The 18696-nt window shown below is 58.0% G+C and carries 21 protein-coding genes; 15 read left to right on the top strand and 6 right to left on the bottom strand.

The genetic code is table 11. The annotated features are described in order from the left end of the window. Positions 1–7: 7 nt before the first annotated feature. Entirely contained in the window at positions 8–727 is a 720-nt protein-coding gene (locus tag AC8GFZ_RS09590; protein ID WP_506644657.1) for a SirB1 family protein, read from the top strand. Positions 728–763: 36 nt separating this feature from the next. Here the strand turns inward: AC8GFZ_RS09590 and purM are convergent, their stop codons facing one another. Further along, complete coding sequence (purM, locus tag AC8GFZ_RS09595; RefSeq protein ID WP_506644658.1) at positions 764–1792, bottom strand: phosphoribosylformylglycinamidine cyclo-ligase; 1029 nt, start codon at positions 1790–1792, stop codon at positions 764–766. Between the two features lie 81 nt (positions 1793–1873). Here purM and AC8GFZ_RS09600 point away from each other — a divergent pair, with 81 nt between their 5' ends. From AC8GFZ_RS09600 to folK, 5 genes are read left to right on the top strand one after another with little or no spacing between them, the layout of a single operon-like run. Further along, positions 1874–2938, top strand: coding sequence for an AI-2E family transporter (locus AC8GFZ_RS09600; protein WP_506644659.1), 1065 nt, complete (start codon positions 1874–1876; stop codon positions 2936–2938). A gap of 9 nt (positions 2939–2947) precedes the next feature. Next, positions 2948–3640, top strand: a complete 693-nt coding sequence (gene hda / locus AC8GFZ_RS09605; protein WP_506644660.1) for a DnaA regulatory inactivator Hda — start codon at positions 2948–2950, stop codon at positions 3638–3640. A gap of 6 nt (positions 3641–3646) precedes the next feature. Then, positions 3647–4327, top strand: a complete 681-nt coding sequence (locus AC8GFZ_RS09610; RefSeq protein ID WP_506644661.1) for a histidinol-phosphatase — start codon at positions 3647–3649, stop codon at positions 4325–4327. Beyond that, entirely contained in the window at positions 4324–5847 is a 1524-nt protein-coding gene (pcnB, locus tag AC8GFZ_RS09615; RefSeq protein WP_506644662.1) for a polynucleotide adenylyltransferase PcnB, read from the top strand. Before AC8GFZ_RS09610 ends, pcnB begins: the two co-directional genes overlap by 4 nt. Before the next feature lie 14 nt (positions 5848–5861). Beyond that, on the top strand, positions 5862–6335 hold the full coding sequence (gene folK, locus AC8GFZ_RS09620; protein ID WP_506645107.1) for a 2-amino-4-hydroxy-6-hydroxymethyldihydropteridine diphosphokinase: 474 nt from the start codon (positions 5862–5864) through the stop codon (positions 6333–6335). 70 nt (positions 6336–6405) lie between these two features. Here the strand turns inward: folK and AC8GFZ_RS09625 are convergent, their stop codons facing one another. Together AC8GFZ_RS09625 and AC8GFZ_RS09630 are read right to left on the bottom strand one after the other, a co-directional pair. Next, a complete protein-coding gene (locus AC8GFZ_RS09625) occupies positions 6406–6852 on the bottom strand; it encodes a TM2 domain-containing protein (protein WP_506644663.1) in 447 nt (148 codons plus the stop codon). Further along, positions 6849–7385 carry a GNAT family N-acetyltransferase gene (locus tag AC8GFZ_RS09630; protein WP_506644664.1) on the bottom strand — a complete coding sequence of 179 codons (537 nt, stop codon included), beginning with the start codon at positions 7383–7385 and terminating at the stop codon, positions 6849–6851. The genes AC8GFZ_RS09625 and AC8GFZ_RS09630 overlap by 4 nt, the downstream gene beginning before the upstream one ends. A 101-nt stretch (positions 7386–7486) precedes the next feature. Between AC8GFZ_RS09630 and rpsP the strand changes: the two genes are divergently transcribed. From rpsP to AC8GFZ_RS09660, 6 genes are all read left to right on the top strand, one after another. Beyond that, a complete protein-coding gene (rpsP, locus tag AC8GFZ_RS09635) occupies positions 7487–7738 on the top strand; it encodes a 30S ribosomal protein S16 (RefSeq protein WP_506644665.1) in 252 nt (83 codons plus the stop codon). A gap of 38 nt (positions 7739–7776) precedes the next feature. After that, positions 7777–8340: a ribosome maturation factor RimM gene (gene rimM, locus AC8GFZ_RS09640; RefSeq protein ID WP_506644666.1), complete on the top strand. Its 564-nt coding sequence runs from the start codon at positions 7777–7779 to the stop codon at positions 8338–8340. Between the two features lie 14 nt (positions 8341–8354). Continuing rightward, positions 8355–9143: a tRNA (guanosine(37)-N1)-methyltransferase TrmD gene (gene trmD / locus AC8GFZ_RS09645; protein WP_506644667.1), complete on the top strand. Its 789-nt coding sequence runs from the start codon at positions 8355–8357 to the stop codon at positions 9141–9143. A 108-nt stretch (positions 9144–9251) separates the two neighbouring features. Further along, positions 9252–9629 carry a 50S ribosomal protein L19 gene (rplS, locus tag AC8GFZ_RS09650; protein ID WP_506644668.1) on the top strand — a complete coding sequence of 126 codons (378 nt, stop codon included), beginning with the start codon at positions 9252–9254 and terminating at the stop codon, positions 9627–9629. A gap of 71 nt (positions 9630–9700) precedes the next feature. After that, positions 9701–10387: a CoA pyrophosphatase gene (locus AC8GFZ_RS09655; RefSeq protein ID WP_506644669.1), complete on the top strand. Its 687-nt coding sequence runs from the start codon at positions 9701–9703 to the stop codon at positions 10385–10387. 36 nt (positions 10388–10423) lie between these two features. Continuing rightward, positions 10424–11404, top strand: coding sequence for a CobD/CbiB family protein (locus AC8GFZ_RS09660; RefSeq protein WP_506644670.1), 981 nt, complete (start codon positions 10424–10426; stop codon positions 11402–11404). Positions 11405–11444: 40 nt separating this feature from the next. On the opposite strand, the gene rsgA is transcribed toward AC8GFZ_RS09660, so the two are convergent. Next, on the bottom strand, positions 11445–12329 hold the full coding sequence (gene rsgA / locus AC8GFZ_RS09665) for a ribosome small subunit-dependent GTPase A (RefSeq protein ID WP_506644671.1): 885 nt from the start codon (positions 12327–12329) through the stop codon (positions 11445–11447). Beyond that, positions 12326–13582, bottom strand: coding sequence for a M48 family metallopeptidase (locus AC8GFZ_RS09670; RefSeq protein ID WP_506644672.1), 1257 nt, complete (start codon positions 13580–13582; stop codon positions 12326–12328). Before AC8GFZ_RS09670 ends, rsgA begins: the two co-directional genes overlap by 4 nt. A 57-nt stretch (positions 13583–13639) precedes the next feature. Here AC8GFZ_RS09670 and orn point away from each other — a divergent pair, with 57 nt between their 5' ends. The 3 genes from orn (at position 13640) to AC8GFZ_RS09685 (ending at position 16436) form a co-directional block, all read left to right on the top strand. Continuing rightward, positions 13640–14245, top strand: coding sequence for an oligoribonuclease (gene orn, locus AC8GFZ_RS09675; protein ID WP_506644673.1), 606 nt, complete (start codon positions 13640–13642; stop codon positions 14243–14245). 169 nt (positions 14246–14414) lie between these two features. Further along, entirely contained in the window at positions 14415–16244 is a 1830-nt protein-coding gene (locus tag AC8GFZ_RS09680) for a DEAD/DEAH box helicase (protein ID WP_506644674.1), read from the top strand. Between the two features lie 12 nt (positions 16245–16256). Next, complete coding sequence (locus AC8GFZ_RS09685) at positions 16257–16436, top strand: hypothetical protein (RefSeq protein ID WP_506644675.1); 180 nt, start codon at positions 16257–16259, stop codon at positions 16434–16436. Here the strand turns inward: AC8GFZ_RS09685 and AC8GFZ_RS09690 are convergent. Next, positions 16401–18503: a TerB family tellurite resistance protein gene (locus AC8GFZ_RS09690; RefSeq protein WP_506644676.1), complete on the bottom strand. Its 2103-nt coding sequence runs from the start codon at positions 18501–18503 to the stop codon at positions 16401–16403. The genes AC8GFZ_RS09685 and AC8GFZ_RS09690 overlap by 36 nt on opposite strands. Positions 18504–18696: the final 193 nt, after the last annotated feature.

Genomic DNA, 18696 nt, shown 5'->3' on the forward strand with positions numbered 1-18696 from the left:
GGTGAGCATGGCTGCATGGAACCCGATGGACACCACGACACCGATGGACTACTTCCGTTCCTTGGTGGCCTCGGATGCGCAGTTTCCTTTGTTGGAGGCCGCTGCCAGCCTGGCCCAAGTGCAGTTACCGCAGACCGATGTGCAGTCTGTGCTGGCCCAAGTGGACGAATGGTTGGCGCGCTTGCGCCGCAGGGTGTCCAAGGACACCGATCCAATCGCCAAGCTGCGCTTGGTGAATCGTTTTTTCTTTGAAGAGCTGGGTTTTGCGGGCAATGTCAACGATTACTATGCGCCTGAGAACAGCTTCATCCACTGTGTGATCGAGTCGCGCCGGGGTATTCCCATCAGTTTGGCGGTGCTGTGGTTGGAGATGGCGCAAGGCCTGGGTTTGAACGCCCAAGGCGTTGGCTTTCCGGGGCATTTTTTGGTCAAGGTGAACTTGCCCGAGCCGCATGTGGGTGTGATCGTGCTGGACCCGTTCACCGGACAGTCCTTGGGGCGCGAGGATTTGCTGGAGCGCATGGGTCAGTGGTTGGGCGACACCGATCCTGGTTTGGGGACGCGCAAAACAGATGTGTTGTTGTCACAGCATTTGCAGGCCTGTCCGCCGCGACGCATGGTGCTGCGCATGCTGCACAACTTGCAGGAAATTTACCGTTCCCGACAAGAGGCCCCGTTGTTGAATGCTTTGGAGCAGCGCATCGCCATCGTGGATCCGGCCAGCTGAGGGCTGGAGCGCGTCAAAAATCCGTGTTGGGCCGTTTCAGCGCAACACCACCGCAGGCCCATTGCCGCGCGATTGGATCTCCCCCACCACGTGCACCTGCTCACCCAAGTCTCGAAGCGTCCCTGCACAAGCCGCAGCGGCGTGGGCCGGCACCACCACCACCATGCCGATGCCATTGTTGAAGGTGCGGTTCATTTCTGAGTCGTCAATGCCAGCTTGGGTTTGTAACCAAGCGAACAGTTCTGAGCGGGGCCAACTGCCCAGTTGGATGTGGGCGCAAAGCCCCTCTGGTAAAACCCGTGGGATGTTTTCCAGCAAACCACCACCCGTGATGTGGGCCAAAGCGTGGATGGGGTGTTGGGCCAAAGCCGCGAGCACGGACTTGACATAAATCCGGGTCGGTGCCATCAGGGCTTGGCGAAAGGGCAGGCCATCGAGTTGCTGGGGCAAAGCGCTGGCGCTGCGTTCGATCACTTTGCGCACCAATGAAAACCCATTCGAATGCACACCGGATGAAGCCAGGCCCAGCACCACATCGCCTTGCGCCACCATGGCACCGGTGAGAATTTTGGATTTTTCCACCACACCCACGGCAAAACCGGCCAAGTCGTATTCGCCGGGTGGGTACATGCCCGGCATTTCTGCGGTTTCGCCGCCCATCAAGGCGCAGCCGGCCTGTTCGCAACCGGTGGCGATGCCTTGAACCACGGTGGCCGCGGTATCGACGTCCAGTTTGCCGCAGGCAAAATAATCCAAAAAGAACAGCGGTTCGGCCCCTTGAACCAACACATCATTGACACTCATGGCCACCAAGTCGATGCCCACGCTGTCATGCATGCCCCACTCAAAGGCCAATTTGAGTTTGGTGCCCACACCATCGGTGCCGCTGACCAAGACCGGCTCTTGGTAACGTTTGGGGACCTCAAACAAGGCGCCAAAGCCGCCCAAACCCGATAAAACACCTTCACGCAGCGTTTTGGCGGCCATGGGCTTGATGCGTTCAACCAAAGCGTCACCGGCATCGATGTCCACGCCGGCATCTTTGTAGGAAAGGGGTTTGTTCATGTGGGGGATTGGAATAAAGGCGAGGGAAGGTGCGCCGATAGAATCGGATGATTTTAAGCCTGCCCTGAACCAGACCGACCCATGACCCCGAACCAACAACAATTTGTTGCATGGAGCGCCATCACCGCTGTGGCGGGCTTGGTGTTGTGGGTCTTGTCACCGGTGCTGATGCCCTTTGTGGTCGCGGCGGTGCTGGCTTATGTGCTGTCACCCTTGGTCAAAGGCTTGTTGCGCCTCAGTGCCGGGGCCTTGCCTGTGCTGCTGGCGGTGGGTGTGGTTGAGTTGTTGTTCTTGATCGTGGCGTTGGCCATCTTGTTGCTGGTGGTGCCCATCTTGGCCAAAGAGTTGCCCTTGATGCGAGAGCAATTGCCCGGCTTGCTGCTCAAGGCCCAAGCGGTGTTGGCGCCTTGGCTCAAAGAGCTCGGCATCGAAATGGCCTTGGACCCGGCATCTTTGAAGGCCTTCATCATCAAATATTTCAATACGTCGGTGGAAGACTCACTCGATGGCTGGCTGACATCCTTGCGCATTGGCGGCAGTGTTGCTTTGGCGGTGGTGGGCAATGTGATCCTGATACCCGTGGCATTGTTTTACCTATTGGCCGATTGGGACCGCTTTGTGGCCCATGTGGTGGGTTTGGTGCCGCAACGCATGCGGCCTGGTTTTGACGGATTTGTGGCCGAAGTGGACGAGGTGCTGGGCCAATACCTGCGGGGCCAACTGACGGTGATGGTCATCTTGGCGGTTTTTTACAGCGCAGGTCTGGCCTTGTTTGGTTTGGATTTGGCTTTGCCCATTGGCGTTTTCAGTGGCTTGGCGGTGGTCATTCCTTATTTGGGTTTTGGTGTTGGATTGGTGCTGGCCCTGCTGGCGGGCTTGCTGCAGTTCGCGGCCTGGAAGGCCGCCGTGATGGTGGCTGTGGTGTTTGGCCTGGGTCAATTGTTGGAGGGCTTTGTGCTGACGCCCCGCTTGGTGGGTGAGCGCATTGGCTTGCACCCTTTGGCGGTGATTTTTGCTTTGCTGGCTTTTGGGCAGGTGTTTGGCTTTGTGGGGGTGTTGGTGGCTTTGCCCGCCAGTGCCATCTTATTGGTTTGTTTGCGCCGTGCACGCCAGCGTTATTTGGCCAGCCAGTTGTTCACCGGTTGACATCAGGGCATGAAGCAAATCGCGCTTGACATTGGATTGGCCCCAGGGCCGAGCCTGGACAATTTTTTGGCCGGTCAAAACCAGTTGGTTTTGGAGCATTTGTCCCTGTGGGTGTCGAACCAAGTGCGATCCCCCGTGCCCACTTATCTGTGGGGCGAGGTGGGTTGTGGCAAAAGCCATTTGCTGCAAGCCGTTCGCTCTGCATTGGGCGAGCAAGGCGGCTTGGGTTCGGTCGGTTGGATGGACCCCCAGTTGGCCGAACCCGGTGCCTTTCGCGAAGATTGGCAAGTGGTTTTGCTCGATGACGTGCACCTGTACAACGCCGTTCAGCAACATGCGGCCTTCAATTGGTTTGTCAACGCCACCTCGGCCACCGATGGGCAGCAGCGTTGGGTGCTGGCCAGTGGCGCCATGCCACCCAGCGATTTACCGGTGCGCGAAGACTTGCGCACCCGCTTGGCCTGGGGCCATGTGTTCCAGCTTCAATTGCTGAGCGAGATTGAACGCCGTTCAGTGCTGCGTCAGCATGCGGATGCCCGGGGTTTGTTTTTGAGCGATGAGGTGATGGACTATTTGCTCCACCGCTTCAGCCGCGATTTGGCCAGCTTGATGCATTGGCTCGATCAAATCGATCGCTTTGCCTTGCAATCCAAGCGAGCCATCACCGTGCCCTTGGTGCGTGACATGATGGAGCAACTTTGATGAAAGATGGGTTTGGAATCTATTTGCCTGTTTGATTTGGACCACACCCTTTTGCCATTGGATTCTGACCACGCGTGGGGCCAGTACACCACCCGAATGGGTTGGACCGATGCCGAAAACTTTGCGCAACGCAATGACGCTTTCTACCGTCAATACCAGCAAGGCGAACTCGACATCCACGCCTATGTGCAATTTGCCACCCAGGCTGCGCGTGAACGTGGCCTGCAAGCCAGTTCGATTGCACACCAAGCGTTCATGCGCGATGTGATCATTCCGGCCATGCGGCCCGAAGCCACGGCATTGGTGCAGCGACACCGCGCGCAAGGTGACCGGTTACTGATCGTCACCGCCACCAATGAATTTGTCACCGCCCCCATAGCCCAGGCATTTGGCATTGACACCTTGATCGCGGTACAACTTGAGCGCGATCCAAATGGCGAGCTCACAGGACAAATTGCGGGCACGCCATCGTTTGGGCCGGGCAAAGTCGTTCGTCTGCAACAATGGTTGGAACAGCAAGGTTTGACTTGGGCGGGGATTCGCAGCACCTTTTACAGCGACTCCATCAACGATTTACCCCTGCTTGAAAAGGTCAACCACCCGGTGGCGACCAACCCCGATGCGCGTTTGCGTGCCGTGGCGCAGCAGCGAGGCTGGCCCATTTTGGAATTGTTCCCATCCCCATGATCAAAAAATTCATCGATAAGCTGCTCGGACGCAGTGACGCCACCGACAAGCCCACTTTGGGCAAGCGTCATGTCATTGCGGCCAGTGTCCACGGCATTGACCCACAGCTGGTCGACGAGCGCGCGGTTCAGGTGGTCAAAACTTTGCAAGAGCGGGGCTATGCGGCTTATATCGTGGGCGGCGCAGTGCGCGATTTGCTCATGGGCCTGTCTCCCAAGGATTTTGATGTCGCCACCAATGCGACGCCAGAGGAGGTCAAATCACTGTTCCGGCGTGCCTTCATCATTGGGCGCCGTTTTCGCATCGTGCATGTGGTGTTTGGGCGTGGGCGTGAACACGAGGTGATAGAGGTGTCCACCTTTCGTGCTTACCTGGACAGCGCTGACGCCCAGCAAGTCAAGGGCAACGAGCGCAGCAGCAAGACTGAATTGGCGGGCATGAAACACGCTGTTGATGTCAGCGGTCGCGTGCTGCGCGACAACGTGTGGGGACCGCAAGACGAAGATGCAGCGCGGCGCGACTTCACCATCAATGCCATGTACTACGACCCGCTGACAGGGGATGTGATTGATTACCACGGGGGCATGAAGGACGCCCAGAAAAAGCTTCTGCGCATGATCGGCGACCCTGCAGCCCGGTATCGCGAAGACCCTGTGCGCATCATCCGAGCGGTACGCTTTTCGGCCAAGCTCAGCGCTTTGGGCTTCAAAATCGAAACCCACACCGCCGCACCGCTCAAGCGTTTGGTGGGTCTGCTGGCCGAGGTGCCACAAAGCCGCCTGTTCGACGAGATGCTCAAGTTGCTGCAAACCGGCCATGCCCTGGCCAGCATTGCGCAACTCAAGGCGGTGGGATTGCAAAAAGGGATTTATCCCCTGCTCGATGTCGTGGTGGAGCGCGCGGATGACGCCTTTGTGAAAGCAGCGCTGGCCGACACCGACCGGCGGGTGGGCGAAAGCAAACCTGTGGCACCAAGTTTTTTGCTGGCATGTGTGCTGTGGTCGGATGTGCGCCAGGCCTGGGATCGGCTGCGCGAGCAGGCCCCGCCTTTTCCTGCATTGCAACAAGCCATCGATGAAGTCTTTGAGTCGCGCATTGGCGATGTGTCAGGGCGCGGCAAACTGGCCGCGGATATGCGCGAAATTTGGATGATGCAACCCCGTTTTGAAAAGCGCAGCGGTAGCGCCCCGTTCACCTTGATTGAGCAAGCGCGCTTCCGTGCTGGTTTTGATTTCATGCGTTTGCGCGCCGATGTGGGCGAGGTGGATGAGGACTTGGCCGATTGGTGGCAAACCTTCAGCCTGGCCGACGATCTCGGCCGTGAAGATTTGCTCGCCCAATTGCGCACCGCCACCACACGGCCTCATCGCGTGGCACGCGCTCCCAGGGCGGTCCCAACCGACGCTTCGGATGTGCCGCTAGAGCCCAACGCCAGCGAAGACCCAGATGCGCCCAAAAAACGCCGCCGTCGCCGTCGCCGCCGTGGCGATGCCGATGTGGCCCCACCTGCGACTGACTGATTGCCAACGTGGCCATGGGGCGCGACTGGGTTCGGGCATTCATTGGTTTGGGGGCCAATGCGGGTGACCCACTGACACAGATTGAACAAGCCATGGCTGCATTGATGAGCCTGCCAGCCACGGTGGGCCTGCAGCGATCACGGCTTTATCGCACGGCTCCCTGGCAAGCACAGGGCCCAGACTTTATCAACGCCATGGTTCAGCTCGAAACCCAACTCAGCGCCCCGGAACTGTGGGTGCAGATGCAGCGCATTGAGCAAGCTGCAGGCCGCATTCGGCCCTATCACCATGCACCCAGAACCCTGGATTTGGACTTGATTTTTTATGGCCAGGCGGTCATCAACAGCCCGGCCTTGGTGCTGCCCCACCCGCGGTGGCGAGAGCGGGCATTTGTGTTGCGACCCCTGTCAGATTTGGCGCCGGAACGCATTCTGGCCAGCGATTGGGCTGCAGTGGAAGATCAAGATATCACGCCCTTGGAGACATAAAACCTGCAACACTGGTGTGCCATGTGGGATGAAGGCGAGTGAGTCCGTTGGAGCGAAAAAGTTATCTGTTTCACTCAGATATTTTTCGTGCCTCTTCGATCTGGTACTCAAAGTAGCGCTGAAAACCGTAGGCTAAGCTCGATAGCAGGGCGGTGGTCCCCACCAACAAACTCAACACCAACGCAGCAATGGTGAGCCAATTGGTTTGGCCGGCTTTGGCCGATGGATCTTCTAATGGGTTGAAGCGTTGGTTCCAGGCTTCTTTGTTCATCAAGGCATACACAATGGCGGTGAGCGCACAGCCTGCGATGTTGATACCCAAGGGCAACACCAACCACCAACTGGCCATGTCATCCACGCCAAATTCTTGGATTCGGGATATCCCATACATGCCCAAAGCGGTGGGCACGGGCAACAACCACCCCAAGTTGTCGGCCCAGCCAAACAAATAAAAGCGGTGCAAACCCAGGGGGCCACCCATAAAAGCCAGCCATGCGGCCGCGGTTTTGTTTTTCATGGTGTCTCAGTGGTGGGGGTTGTCAGGTCACCCAGGCCCAATGGGCGTTGCATCATGACCGTGTCAAGCCAACGTTGGTGTTTCCAACCGCTGGAGCGTATCAGACCCACTTGCTCAAAGCCCAGGCTTTGGTGCAAACGAATGGAACCCAGATTGGCCGAATCACCGATCACCGCGATCATTTGGCGTGCCCCTTGTGCTTCACAGCGCTGGATGAGCTCTGCCATCAGGGCGCGGCCCAGGCTAAGCCTTTGCGCTGCGTGGTCGATGTAAACAGAGTTTTCCACCAAGTAACGGTAAGCTGGGCGCGGGCGGAACAGGTTGGCATAGGCATACCCCATCACCGCACCATCGACCTCTGCGACCAAATAGGGCAGGTCGTTGTCCAACACCGCCGTTCGGCGACGGGCCATCTCATTTTCATCCGGTGCGATCAACTCAAAACTGCCACTGCCGTGCACAACATGGTGCGCATAAATGCCGGTCAGGCGTCGCACATCGCTGGCTTGGCTGGGTCGAATCAGGGTGGTCATGGGGTTGGGGATATAATGTTTGGTTTTCAGCGTGTCGCTGGCCGGGTGGCCTAGTCGCGTGTCTCAAACGTTGAAAAACTCAACCACCCGAAGGATAAACCATGGTCGTCATTCGACTCTCCCGCGGCGGCGCAAAAGCCCGCCCATTTTTCAACATCGTTGTGGCCGACAAGCGCGTGCGTCGCGATGGCAGCTTCATTGAGCGCATTGGGTTTTACAACCCGATCGCCAAGGGCGGCGAAGAAGCCCTGCGCATTGCCCATGACCGCCTGAGTTACTGGGTGGGTGTGGGTGCTCAAACTTCTCCCACCGTGGACCGCTTGGTCAAGCAAGCCGGCCAAAAAGCCGCTTGATGCGCGGCTTTCGCCGCTGAACCGGCCAAGGCTCGCTGATGACGCCATGGCTGGAACCTGCCAACCTGCCGCCCGATGCGGTGGAGGTGGGCAAAGTGGTCGATGCTTGGGGCATCAAAGGCTGGGTCAAGGTGCATGCCTTCAGCCCAGACCCCCAGGCCTTGTTTTCGGCCAAGCGCTGGTTTTTGCTGCCACCTGAGAGCGGCCCCAAATTTTTCGCAACCACCTCTTTGGTTCGCGTGCAACAAGCGCGCGAGCATTCCGGGGCTGTGGTGGCATCTTTTCATGATGTGACCGACCGCAATCAGGCTGAAACGCTGAAGTCGGCCCGCGTTTTCATTCCCCGATCCAGTTTTCCCACGCCCGATCTCGATGAGTTTTATTGGGTTGATTTGATGGGCTTGCAAGTGATTAACCGGGAAGGCATGGCGTTGGGCGAGGTGTGCGATTTATTGGCCACCGGTGCCCAGACGGTGTTGGTGCTCAAACAAATGCAAGAGGGCCAAAACGTGGAGCGCATGATCCCCTTTGTGGGTGTCTATATTGACAAAGTCGACCTGGCGCAGCGTCAGATTTTGGTGGATTGGCAAGCCGATTATTGAAGGTGGCACCGACCATGCGTTTTGACATCATCACTTTGTTCCCGGAAATGTTTGGAGCCTTCTTGGTCTCTGGTGTGACCCGCCGTGCATTCGACAGTGGACAGGTTCAGGTGCACTTGTGGAATCCGCGTGACCACGCCACGGGGAACTATAAGCGGGTGGATGACCGCCCCTTTGGCGGCGGGCCAGGCATGGTCATGATGGCCGAGCCCCTGTGGCTTTGCCTGCAAGCCATCCGTGCAGATCGCCAGCAAGACAGAACCCAGGCGCCGTTGCTTTTTTTTGCACCCCATGGGCAGGTCTTGAGTCATGCGGTGGTTTCAAGCTGGGCGGCATCAGAGGCGGGGGCGGTGCTGTTGTGTGGGCGCTATGAAGGGGTGGACCAACGCTTCGTGGATGCCCATGTGGATGGACACATCAGCCTGGGCGATTTTGTGCTGTCGGGGGGCGAAATCCCCGCCATGGCTTTCTTGGATGCTTTGGCCCGCTTGCAGCCTGGGGTCTTGCACGACCCAGACAGCCACGCCAGTGACAGTTTCAACCCCAGGTTGGATGGATTGCTCGACTGTCCCCACTTCACCCGGCCAGAGGTCTGGCAAGACCAAGCGGTGCCCGAGGCCCTTTTGTCGGGCCACCATGGTCACATTGGGCGTTGGCGCCGTCAGCAAAGTTTGAGCCTGACGGCTCAGTTGCGCCCAGACCTGATTGAAACCGCCCGTGCCCAGCAAAAACTCTCACCCGAGGACGAGGCTTGTGTGGCGGCAACCCCCCCAAGGGGGCCGGTCGGAAAGACTGGGCTATAATCATGGGCTTTCCGATCCTCTGGTTGGCCGCCCCCAGCAAACTGGTTTTTTAACCTGTCACGCATGGGGGCCCCCAGTGCAGCGCAACCAAGATCGACAGAGGTGTATATGAATTTGATCCAAACCTTGGAGCAAGAAGAAATTGCTCGACTCGGCAAAACCATTCCCGAGTTTTCACCTGGCGACACCGTGATCGTCAGCGTCAACGTGGTCGAGGGCAGCCGCAAGCGGGTCCAGGCTTATGAAGGCGTGGTAATTGCCAAGCGCAACCGCGGCCTCAACAGTGGCTTCACGGTGCGCAAAATCTCCAGCGGTGAAGGCGTGGAGCGCACCTTCCAAACCTACAGCCCTTTGATCGCCAGCATTGAAGTCAAGCGCCGGGGTGATGTGCGCCGTGCCAAGCTGTACTACTTGCGTGACCGCAGCGGCAAATCAGCCCGCATCAAAGAAAAGCTTGTTCACCGCGCCTCTGCCCCCAAGGCATAAAGCCTGGCCTACCAGCCACACCAACCGCCCTTTGCCATGCAGTGGGCGGTTTTTTGTTGAAGGCAGAGACCTTGACGACGCCGCTGTCAAAACTGCCGGGGTTTGATGCCCAAAAGGCCCCGGTCTTGTCGGTCGATACCCATTTACCAGCGGTGCCCCATGAACGCATGCTTGCACAGGCTTTGCGGGACCGGTTCATGGCCCCCCCAGTTTGGCAGCCTGAATTTGTCCAAGAGCGCGCCTACCTGGATCGACCCATGTCACGCGCGGCGGTGTTGTTGGGCTTGGTCATGCGAGACGAACCCATGGTGTTGCTCACGCGCCGCGCCAACCACATGTCTACCCATTCGGGGCAGGTGGCTTTTCCCGGTGGCAAGGTCGACCCTGAAGACACAGATGTGCGGCACACCGCTTTGCGAGAAGCCCATGAAGAAGTGGGCTTGAACCCGGCATTGGTTCACGTGTTGGGCGAGTTGCCCACCTACACCACGGGCTCGGCCTTTGTCATCACACCCGTGGTCGGCCTGGTCGACCCGGGCTTTGAGGCCGTTGCCAATCCCAGCGAGGTGGCACAGGTTTTTGAGGTGCCATTGTCATTTCTCATGAACCCTGCCCACCATCGTCGCCATGCCCATGAGGCCCAGGGTGTTCGCCGTGAGTGGTACTCCATGCCCTACAGCCAAGGGGAGCAGGAGCATTTCATATGGGGTGCCACGGCGGGCATGTTGCGCAACTTTTATCGCTTTTTATCGGTCTGAATCGGGCCAGTCGCAGGCCCCCGCTATGATGGGCCCATGAGCTTTATCGCCCTCATGTTTGCATTGATCTTGGAGCAAGTTCGCCCCCTGTCAGAAAAGGGCTGGGTGCAAACCGGCTTGCGTTCCTGGATCACTTGGGTGTGCCGTGCGCTGGACATGGGACAAAGCCAACGCGCCTGGGTGGTGTGGTTGCTGGCGGTGGCGACGCCTACCCTGATCAGTTGGTTGATTTATGGCTTGTTGATGTGGTGGGTCGGTTGGCCCGTGGCTGTGCTGTGGAGCATGGTCGTGCTCTATGTCACGCTCGGCTTCAGACAATTCAGCCATCACTTCACCGACATCCGCGTGGCTTTGGAGGCGGGAGATGAAGTCTTGGCGCGTCAATTGTTTGCAGACTGGCACCAGGTCGATGCCATGGACTTGCCGCGCAGTGAAATGGTGCGTCATGTGATTGAGCATGCGCTGATTGCGGCCCACCGGCACGTGTTTGGTGTGCTGGCCTGGTTTTCCGTGGGGGCTGCATTGGGCCTGGGCCCAGCGGGGGCCGTTTTGTACCGCATGAGCCAATACGCCATGGCCGTCAAACTGCAACAAACCGGCAACCCAACGGACGTGCTCCAAGGTGTGAGCGAGGCCTTGTACCAGGTCACCCAGCGCGCCTGGCATGCCATCGATTGGGTACCTGCCCGGTTGACTGCTTTATTTTTTGCCGTGGTGGGCAATTTCGAAGAAGCCATTGATTGCTGGCGACAACACGCCAGCCGTTACCCAAACGACAATGACGGCACTTTGATCGCCGCCACCGCAGGCGCGCTCAATGTCCAATTGGGCGGCGTGCAATTGGGTGCCAAAAGTGACACCTTGGGCGAAGAGGGCGACACGCCGTTCAGCGAAAGCCTGCCGGGGCGTGAGCCTGAGTTGGGCCACTTGCGCAGCTTGGTGGGTTTGGTTTGGCGCACCGTGGTGCTGTGGTTGGTGTTGCTGTCTTTGCTCAGCCTGGCCCGCTTGCTGGGTTGAACGGTCCTGAATTCATATCCGCGCAACCTTTCGGCCTGCATCATGAGGAGGGGCTGAGTTGGGCAAACAAGCGTTGGTAAATTTGGTACCTGCTCGCGTCAATCAAACCCTGATCTAAAGCCAATCGCACCCCGCAGCCGGGTTCGTGCAGGTGGGTGCAGTTGTAAAACTTGCAGTCGCCCAGTTGAGCGTGCATGTCGGGCATGAAGCGCGCCAAATCACGTGCATCTAAGTGGTGCAAACCAAACTCTTGAAACCCCGGTGAATCGATCAAGGCCGCCCCGCGCTCTGCACCCAGCCAATACCAGTGGGTGCTGGTGGTGGTGTGCCTACCGCTGTGCAAGGCCTTTGAGATTTCTCCCGTGGCGGCTTGCGCGCTGGGCACCAAACGGTTGACCAAGGTGCTCTTGCCAGCGCCAGAGGGGCCCAAAATCAAAGTGGTTTTGCCCTGCAATTGGGCCAGCAGCTCATCCAAGCCCGCCCCGCTTTTCAGCGACAAAGCCAAGGTTGTTTCGCCCATGTGTCTATACGGCTCCATCCGTTGCCAGGCCAGCGCAAATGCTGGGCCCAAATCTGACTTGTTGACCACCAGCAAGGGCGTGATGCCTTGAGCGTGGCTGGCGATGAGCGCGCGTGCCAATTGGTCTTGTGAAAAATCAGGCTCAGCTGCCACCAACACCAAAACCTGGTCCAAGTTGGCTGCAAATGACTTGGTGCGCAATTCATCTTGGCGATAAAGCAAATTGCGTCGCGGTTCTATCGACTCGATGGTGCCCTCATCTTGGCTGGGCCGCCATTGCACCCGGTCCCCCACCACGGCACTGTTTTTCTTGCCACGGTGGTGGCAAATGCGGCGATTGCCTTGGTCATCCTCCACCCAGCAATGGCGGCCATGGCTGGCCACCACCAAGCCAGGTTGGTTCATGCGCTCATGCGCGCCAAGCGCTGGGCAGCGGGCGGATGCGAGTGGTAGAAAGCCACAAACCACGGGTCAGGCGTGAGCGTGGTGGCATTGTCCTGATAGAGTTTTAGCAAGGCACTGGCCAATTGTGTTGAGTTGGCATGGGCGCCTGCAAAGGCATCGGCTTGAAACTCACAGCGGCGTGAATGCAGGGCTGACAGGGGGGACAGAAAAAACATCACAACCGGCATGCCCATCAAAAAAAGCAGCAGGGCCAGCGCTTGGTTGGTGCCGTCCATGTGGGGCTGCACGCCCAGGCCCGTGAAAAACCAAGCTTGTTGCATCAGCCATCCCAACAACGCAAAGCCGAGCAGACTTTGGACAGTTTGCAGCAGCATCATTTGGGTGATGTGTTTGTGTTTGAAGTGACCCAGTTCATGGGCCAACACCGCTTCCATTTCATCGGCCGACAATTGCGCGAGCAAGGTGTCAAAAAACACCACGCGTTTGTGCGTGCCAAAGCCGGTGAAAAATGCGTTGGAGTGCGCTGAACGGCGACTGCCATCCATCACATAAAAACCTTTGGCAGAAAATCCCGTGCGCTGCATCAATGCGTTGACACGCGCTTCCAGCGCCGGGTCATTCAAGGGCGTGAACTTATTGAACAAGGGCATGATCCAATTGGGTGCGATCCACATCACAAACAATTGGTACACCGCCAGCGCTGCCCAAGCGTAAAACCACCACGCATCACCTCCGACTTGCATCAACCACAGCACCAAGGCCAAGATCGGTAGCCCCAAGACCGCGCCCACTGCGATCCCTTTGGCCATGTCACTCCACCACAAGGCCGGGGTCGATCGGTTAAAGCCAAAGTGCTGCTCCAAAACGAAAGTTTGGTACCAAGACATGGGCAAATTGATCAAGCCACCGATAAATACAAAACCGACGATCAGCGCCATTTGTTGAACCAACCCAGCCCCGATCCATGCCAACAAGGTTTGGTCCAGCCAATGGAGACCGCCCAACAATGTCCAGGCCAGCAACAGCAATGCGTCCAAGGCCAAGTCATACAAGGCCAAGCGCGATTTGGCCAAGGTGTAATCAGCTGCTTTTTGGTGTGCGGGCAAGTCAATGCTGTTGGCAAAAGACGCTGGGACTTGGGCGCGATTCATCGATACGCTTCGGACTTGGCGGGTCAACAGCCACAATTTGGTGAGGGTGTTGAGCAGCAGAGCCAGGCCGAATGCCAATGACATGTAAAGGGTTGCGTTCATGGCTGGCAAGTGTAGGCCCAATCACTTGGTGCAGGCATCTTGGGGGACAATGAGGCCATGAGCGAACACACCCCTGACAGCCCAGCGCCCAGCTTGGCCAAATCCGACCAAAATTTGGTTTGGATCGATTGCGAAATGACCGGTCTGGACCCAGAGGTCGAAAGATTGATTGAAATTGCCGTGGTGGTCACTGGGCCCCAATTGCACCCGCGCATCGAAGGCCCCGTTTTGGTGGTGCATCAAAGCGATGCCTTGCTCGACCGAATGGATGCATGGAACAAAGGCACCCATGGGCGCAGTGGGTTGATTGACAAAGTGCGTGCCTCTGTGCTGAGCGAAGCGCAAGCCGAAGAGCAGTTGCTGGCATTTTTGGCCCAGTACGTGCCCAAAGCCACCTCGCCCATGTGTGGCAACACGATTGGCCAAGATCGGCGATTTTTGGTCAAGTACATGCCCAAGTTAGAGGCATGGTTGCATTACCGCAACCTTGATGTGAGCACCCTCAAAGAATTGGCCAAACGTTGGCGACCCGATGTCTACAGTGCTTTCAAAAAGCAACAAAAACACACGGCGCTGGCCGATGTGCACGAATCGATTGATGAGTTGCAGCACTACCGCACGCATTTTTTACGCGCCGACCCCCCATCTGCGGGTATGCCATAATTGCGGGCGTTGTTCAATGAGAACAACCAACGCACATCTGCCTCACACCTTGGGCTCTGCTGATAGAGCCACCCGCGCCGCAAAGCTTTTGGGCGTTGACTTTGTCTGATGGTTGATGTTTTTTCAAACCTCAGATGGAGTCGCTGGCCCTTGCGCCAGCGTGTTTTGCATGAACGATACCGTTTCCACTTCCCCCGTTTTGGCCGCCCATGAAGCCGCCACTCAACCCACGTCAACACCTGATTTGGCACCCAGCTTGCCCGCAACGGTGCCATTGCATGCAGCCCCTGCGGTGACCCAACCCGAGCCGATGGTGACCCCTGTCGCCGCCCTGCAAAGTGCTGACGCCAGCGCTGTCGTACCTGAATTGGCCCCAGAAGCGGCCCCCGATGCATTTGCTGCCTTGGGTTTGGCTGGTGAATTGCTGGCCGCCGTGCGGGACTTGGGCTTTACCACGCCGACCACCGTGCAGCTGAAAACCATTCCCTTGGCGATGCGCGTGGACGGTGGTGAGCAGGCTTACAACGACTTGATGGTTTCCAGCCAAACGGGCAGTGGCAAGACAGCGGCATTTTTGCTGCCGGTTTTGCACACCTTGCTGCAACAGCACCAGGCCCAAGCCCGTGCCCAATCTGAAGAGTGGGAACAAAAAGTGGCCCAAGCTCAAGCACGCGGCGAAGAGCCGCCCAAGCGGCCCAAGCGGAAAAATCCCACCCATCCGAGCAATTTCAAACCGGCCACACCCGGTGCTTTGGTGCTGTGCCCCACCCGTGAATTGGCCCAGCAAGTGGCCCACGACGCGATTGACTTGGTGCGCCACAGCCCTGGACTGCGCATTGCCAACGTGGTCGGTGGCATGCCCTACGCCTTGCAAATTGCCAAGTTGCAGAACGCCAATTTGGTCGTGGCCACGCCAGGTCGATTGCTCGATTTGCAACGCTCAAACCAAATCAAATTGGACCAGGTGCAGTTTTTGGTGGTGGACGAGGCCGACCGCATGCTCGACCTGGGCTTTTCCGATGACTTGGCCGAGGTCAACCAATTGACCATCAAGCGCCGCCAAACCATGATGTTCAGCGCCACCTTTGCGCCGCGCATTCAGCAACTCGCCACCCGCGTGATGCGCCAGCCCCAGCGCGTGCAAGTCGACGCCCAGCATGCACAACACGTCAACATCACCCAATCCCTGTTTTGGGCCGACAACCCCCAGCACAAACGCAAGTTGCTTGACCACTGGTTGCGCGACACCACCATCGACCAAGCGATTGTGTTTGCCAGCACCCAAATTGAGTGCGATGCCTTGGCGGTGGATTTGCAGCAGGCCGGTTTTTCAGCCGTGGCTTTGCACGGTGCCTTGAGCCAAGGTTTGCGCAATCGCCGCTTGATGGCATTGCGCCAAGGCATGGTGCAAATTTTGGTCGCCACCGATGTGGCCGCGCGCGGCATTGATGTGCCCACCATCAGCCACGTGTTTAACTTTGGTTTGCCGATGAAGGCCGAAGACTATGTGCACCGCATTGGCCGCACTGGCCGAGCCGGCCGCGATGGCTTGGCGGTAACCTTTGCCGAGTTCCGCGATCGCCGCAAAATTTTTGACATTGAAGCCTATACCCGCCAGCCGATCAAGGCCGAAGTGGTGCCCGGTTTGGAGCCCCAGCAACGCGCTGAGCGCCCCCGTGACTTTGACGGTCCCCGCCGTGGTGCCCCTGGTGGTGGGCGCTTTGGTGGCCGTGGAGCGCCGGCGGGTGGCCGATCCTTTGACCGTGCGCCCAGGCCTGCAGACAGCCGCGAACGCAATGACCGTCCGCCGCAAGTGTGGGGTGCGCCTGCTGCGGGCAAGCCCGCCGAAGGCAGGTCTTTCAATGATCGAAACAGCCGTGGTCCCAGGGTGGTGGGCGCGGGTGATCGCCCCGAGCGCTCAGGTCCTGGTGCTGGCAAGGTGTTCGTACCACGCGACATGAAAAAACGCCCAGCCAAAGGGGCCCGTTCAGACCATTGATGCGTCAACCGCATGAAAAAAGCCAGCAGTGATGCTGGCTTTTTTATGGGTGGTGGAGAGGAGGATCCAACGCCCAAACTTGTCATTGCGAACGGTGCGCTCTCCCCGCTGAGCTACCTCCCGCTTTGTTTTCTAACACTGGCCCACCCGGGGTGCTCAACCCTTATTGGTTTTGATGTGATGGGTGAATAAGCACTGGGGGTTGCCGCAGTGGGTGCAAGGGCCACCGGCGGCCTGTTGGGCGGCGGCCAATACCTCATGGTTCAACCCCGCCAACTGGTCAAGGCGCAAGCGCAATTGAATCACGTGCTCGCTCAATTGTTTGAGCCGATTGGCTTTTTGCACCACCGCGCGGGCAGCGTTCAGGTTCTGTCCTGGGTGGGTAGCCGGGCTTTTGGCGATCGAAACGCTGGCGCGGGTGACCGATGTGTCGGGCAATTTGGCCCGGTGGGTGCCGATGGTCTGAATCGGTGCGTCAGCACGGTTGGTGCTTTGCAGGTCTTGGGGCGCGGCTTGCCGATTGAGCGCTGCCGCAGGTGAGGGCACGGCTTGAAGGTTTGCACCGACGGGCTTGTTGGGCAGGGCTTGTCGATTGGTGTTTTGCGCTGTATCTGGCAATGCCTGGACATTCACCACCCCTTGGGCAGCGGGCATTTTTTCAAGGTGGTCTTCGTTGGCATGGGCAACCAGCTGGATGGCGTTGTCGCCCCCACTGGTCGCTGCCAGTTTGATGGCGTTGTCGAGGACACCTGAAGCCGCCAATTTGATCGCGTTATCGCTGGCACCCGCAGGGGCCAGTTTGACTTGATTTGCCCCTTCAATGGATGTTTCCAAAGGCAGGTTTCGATCGGCCACGGCTTGGTTTGGCAGCTTGGCCTTGTTGTCACCCAATGAATGATTGGGCAGGCCAATGACGTTGGAGCTGGCCTGCGCTGGTGTCGGTAAAGGCTGGGCTGCCTGGGTTGCATTGGTGTTCGATAAGCTGGGCCCTGAACCACGGGCCACAGCGGCCTGCAACACAGGTCCCCCCAAGGCCGGGGACGGGGCATGGCCATCAACGGTTTGGATGTTGTCGTCGATGCCTGATGACTTCAAGCCTAGGATGCTTTGATCGGCCAGCGCATTTTCTTGAACCTGATGGATGCGATCTTCGTCTCCAAAGCCTTGCGAGACCTTATCGATGTTGTCTTGCATGGTGCGGTTGCCCGCATAGCCACCCTCTTGCCCCGGCAAAACATGTGAAAGCACCGGACCCTTGGGCGTGGCGGCCTCAGCCTTTCCCCCTGCTTTGGCAGCATCCTCTTGGAAAGAGTTGTCGCGGTTAAAGCGCACCCCTTTTTCGTCTTGGCCTGAGGCCACATTGCTGTAAATCAACTTGGGCTTGAGCACCGAAGCCGAGAAGGTTTTGATGTTTTTGACCTTGATCGACTGGTAAAAAGGCTTGAAGCTTGTGCTGTCGTGTCCATAGCCGGTCAGCATGGTTTGGAAAATCTTGCTCTCCAGCGCATCCACGTCGCCATCGGCCATCATCGAATCACACACATTGGTCAAGATGTACAGCTTGACGTCTGGGCTGAGACTGGGCGTGACGCGCTTTAAAAATTCGGGCAGCTTGACGGACCGCACCTGCTTCAAAGCGGCTTCTTGCAGGCCTTTGAATTCACCAATCACCGTTTGCAATTGGCCAATTTCTTCCGTGGCAATATTGCCGTCGGCGGCCATCATGTACAGCAGCGATGTTGCCAGCGCCAGGTGAGCGGAGCCAGTCGGTTGATCCAGTTGATCGGCTTTGTACTCGCCCATCACCGTATCGTTGTTTTTCAGGGCGATCGCTCTTTCAAAGGGAGCGAAGGTCGCGGTGTCAATGCCCCAAGCGGTTTTCATGCGCTCAAACAACGCCACTTCATCGGCACCCGCACTGCCATCGGCCAGCAATGAGTCGCACACATTGGTCAATACGCACAAAGTGCTGGCTTTGTCCAGCACTTGGTAGGCATCGGTCAAAAACTGGGCCAATGGAACGGCTTGCACATATTGCACCGCCACGTTCATCACATGCTGGTCGCCACCGATCACCGATTGCAGTTGGCTGCTCTCGGCGTCGTCAATTGCCCCGTCGCTGGCCATCATGTGCAGCAATGCCGCGGCCAACACCAAATGCGGGGTCAATCTGAATGTGGCTTGGTGTCCGGCTGGCGCCTCTTCAGGCGTGTCTTTGAACTGATCCAGCAGACCCAGGTTGTGTGCCGCCAAGCTCATGACCGCACCTCGGCCATGCCTGTGCCTGCTGCACACCTATGGATGGGTGTGTTGCGATGGCGTGAAAAAAACCATGTGTGGGGCATGCCTGCACGTTAGGCATGACCCCCCAGGCAAAGCCCACAATTTCACCCAAAAACTCTCAATGCATCTCAATAACCCATGGATGTTGGCTTAAAACTGAGAGCTTTGA

This window comes from Limnohabitans rimovensis (SeqCode), assembly GCF_965234775.1.
GTDB classification, from domain to species: domain Bacteria; phylum Pseudomonadota; class Gammaproteobacteria; order Burkholderiales; family Burkholderiaceae_C; genus Limnohabitans; species Limnohabitans rimovensis.

Coding starts and splice junctions, on each gene's coding strand:
- AC8GFZ_RS09590 (WP_506644657.1), top strand. CDS start 8: ATGGCTGCATGGAACCCGATGGACACCACGACACCGATGGACTACTTC.
- purM (WP_506644658.1), bottom strand. CDS start 1,792: ATGAACAAACCCCTTTCCTACAAAGATGCCGGCGTGGACATCGATGCC.
- AC8GFZ_RS09600 (WP_506644659.1), top strand. CDS start 1,874: ATGACCCCGAACCAACAACAATTTGTTGCATGGAGCGCCATCACCGCT.
- hda (WP_506644660.1), top strand. CDS start 2,948: ATGAAGCAAATCGCGCTTGACATTGGATTGGCCCCAGGGCCGAGCCTG.
- AC8GFZ_RS09610 (WP_506644661.1), top strand. CDS start 3,647: ATGGGTTTGGAATCTATTTGCCTGTTTGATTTGGACCACACCCTTTTG.
- pcnB (WP_506644662.1), top strand. CDS start 4,324: ATGATCAAAAAATTCATCGATAAGCTGCTCGGACGCAGTGACGCCACC.
- folK (WP_506645107.1), top strand. CDS start 5,862: ATGGGGCGCGACTGGGTTCGGGCATTCATTGGTTTGGGGGCCAATGCG.
- AC8GFZ_RS09625 (WP_506644663.1), bottom strand. CDS start 6,852: ATGAAAAACAAAACCGCGGCCGCATGGCTGGCTTTTATGGGTGGCCCC.
- AC8GFZ_RS09630 (WP_506644664.1), bottom strand. CDS start 7,385: ATGACCACCCTGATTCGACCCAGCCAAGCCAGCGATGTGCGACGCCTG.
- rpsP (WP_506644665.1), top strand. CDS start 7,487: ATGGTCGTCATTCGACTCTCCCGCGGCGGCGCAAAAGCCCGCCCATTT.
- rimM (WP_506644666.1), top strand. CDS start 7,777: ATGACGCCATGGCTGGAACCTGCCAACCTGCCGCCCGATGCGGTGGAG.
- trmD (WP_506644667.1), top strand. CDS start 8,355: ATGCGTTTTGACATCATCACTTTGTTCCCGGAAATGTTTGGAGCCTTC.
- rplS (WP_506644668.1), top strand. CDS start 9,252: ATGAATTTGATCCAAACCTTGGAGCAAGAAGAAATTGCTCGACTCGGC.
- AC8GFZ_RS09660 (WP_506644670.1), top strand. CDS start 10,424: ATGAGCTTTATCGCCCTCATGTTTGCATTGATCTTGGAGCAAGTTCGC.
- rsgA (WP_506644671.1), bottom strand. CDS start 12,329: ATGAACCAACCTGGCTTGGTGGTGGCCAGCCATGGCCGCCATTGCTGG.
- AC8GFZ_RS09670 (WP_506644672.1), bottom strand. CDS start 13,582: ATGAACGCAACCCTTTACATGTCATTGGCATTCGGCCTGGCTCTGCTG.
- orn (WP_506644673.1), top strand. CDS start 13,640: ATGAGCGAACACACCCCTGACAGCCCAGCGCCCAGCTTGGCCAAATCC.
- AC8GFZ_RS09680 (WP_506644674.1), top strand. CDS start 14,415: ATGAACGATACCGTTTCCACTTCCCCCGTTTTGGCCGCCCATGAAGCC.
- AC8GFZ_RS09685 (WP_506644675.1), top strand. CDS start 16,257: ATGAAAAAAGCCAGCAGTGATGCTGGCTTTTTTATGGGTGGTGGAGAG.
- AC8GFZ_RS09690 (WP_506644676.1), bottom strand. CDS start 18,503: ATGAGCTTGGCGGCACACAACCTGGGTCTGCTGGATCAGTTCAAAGAC.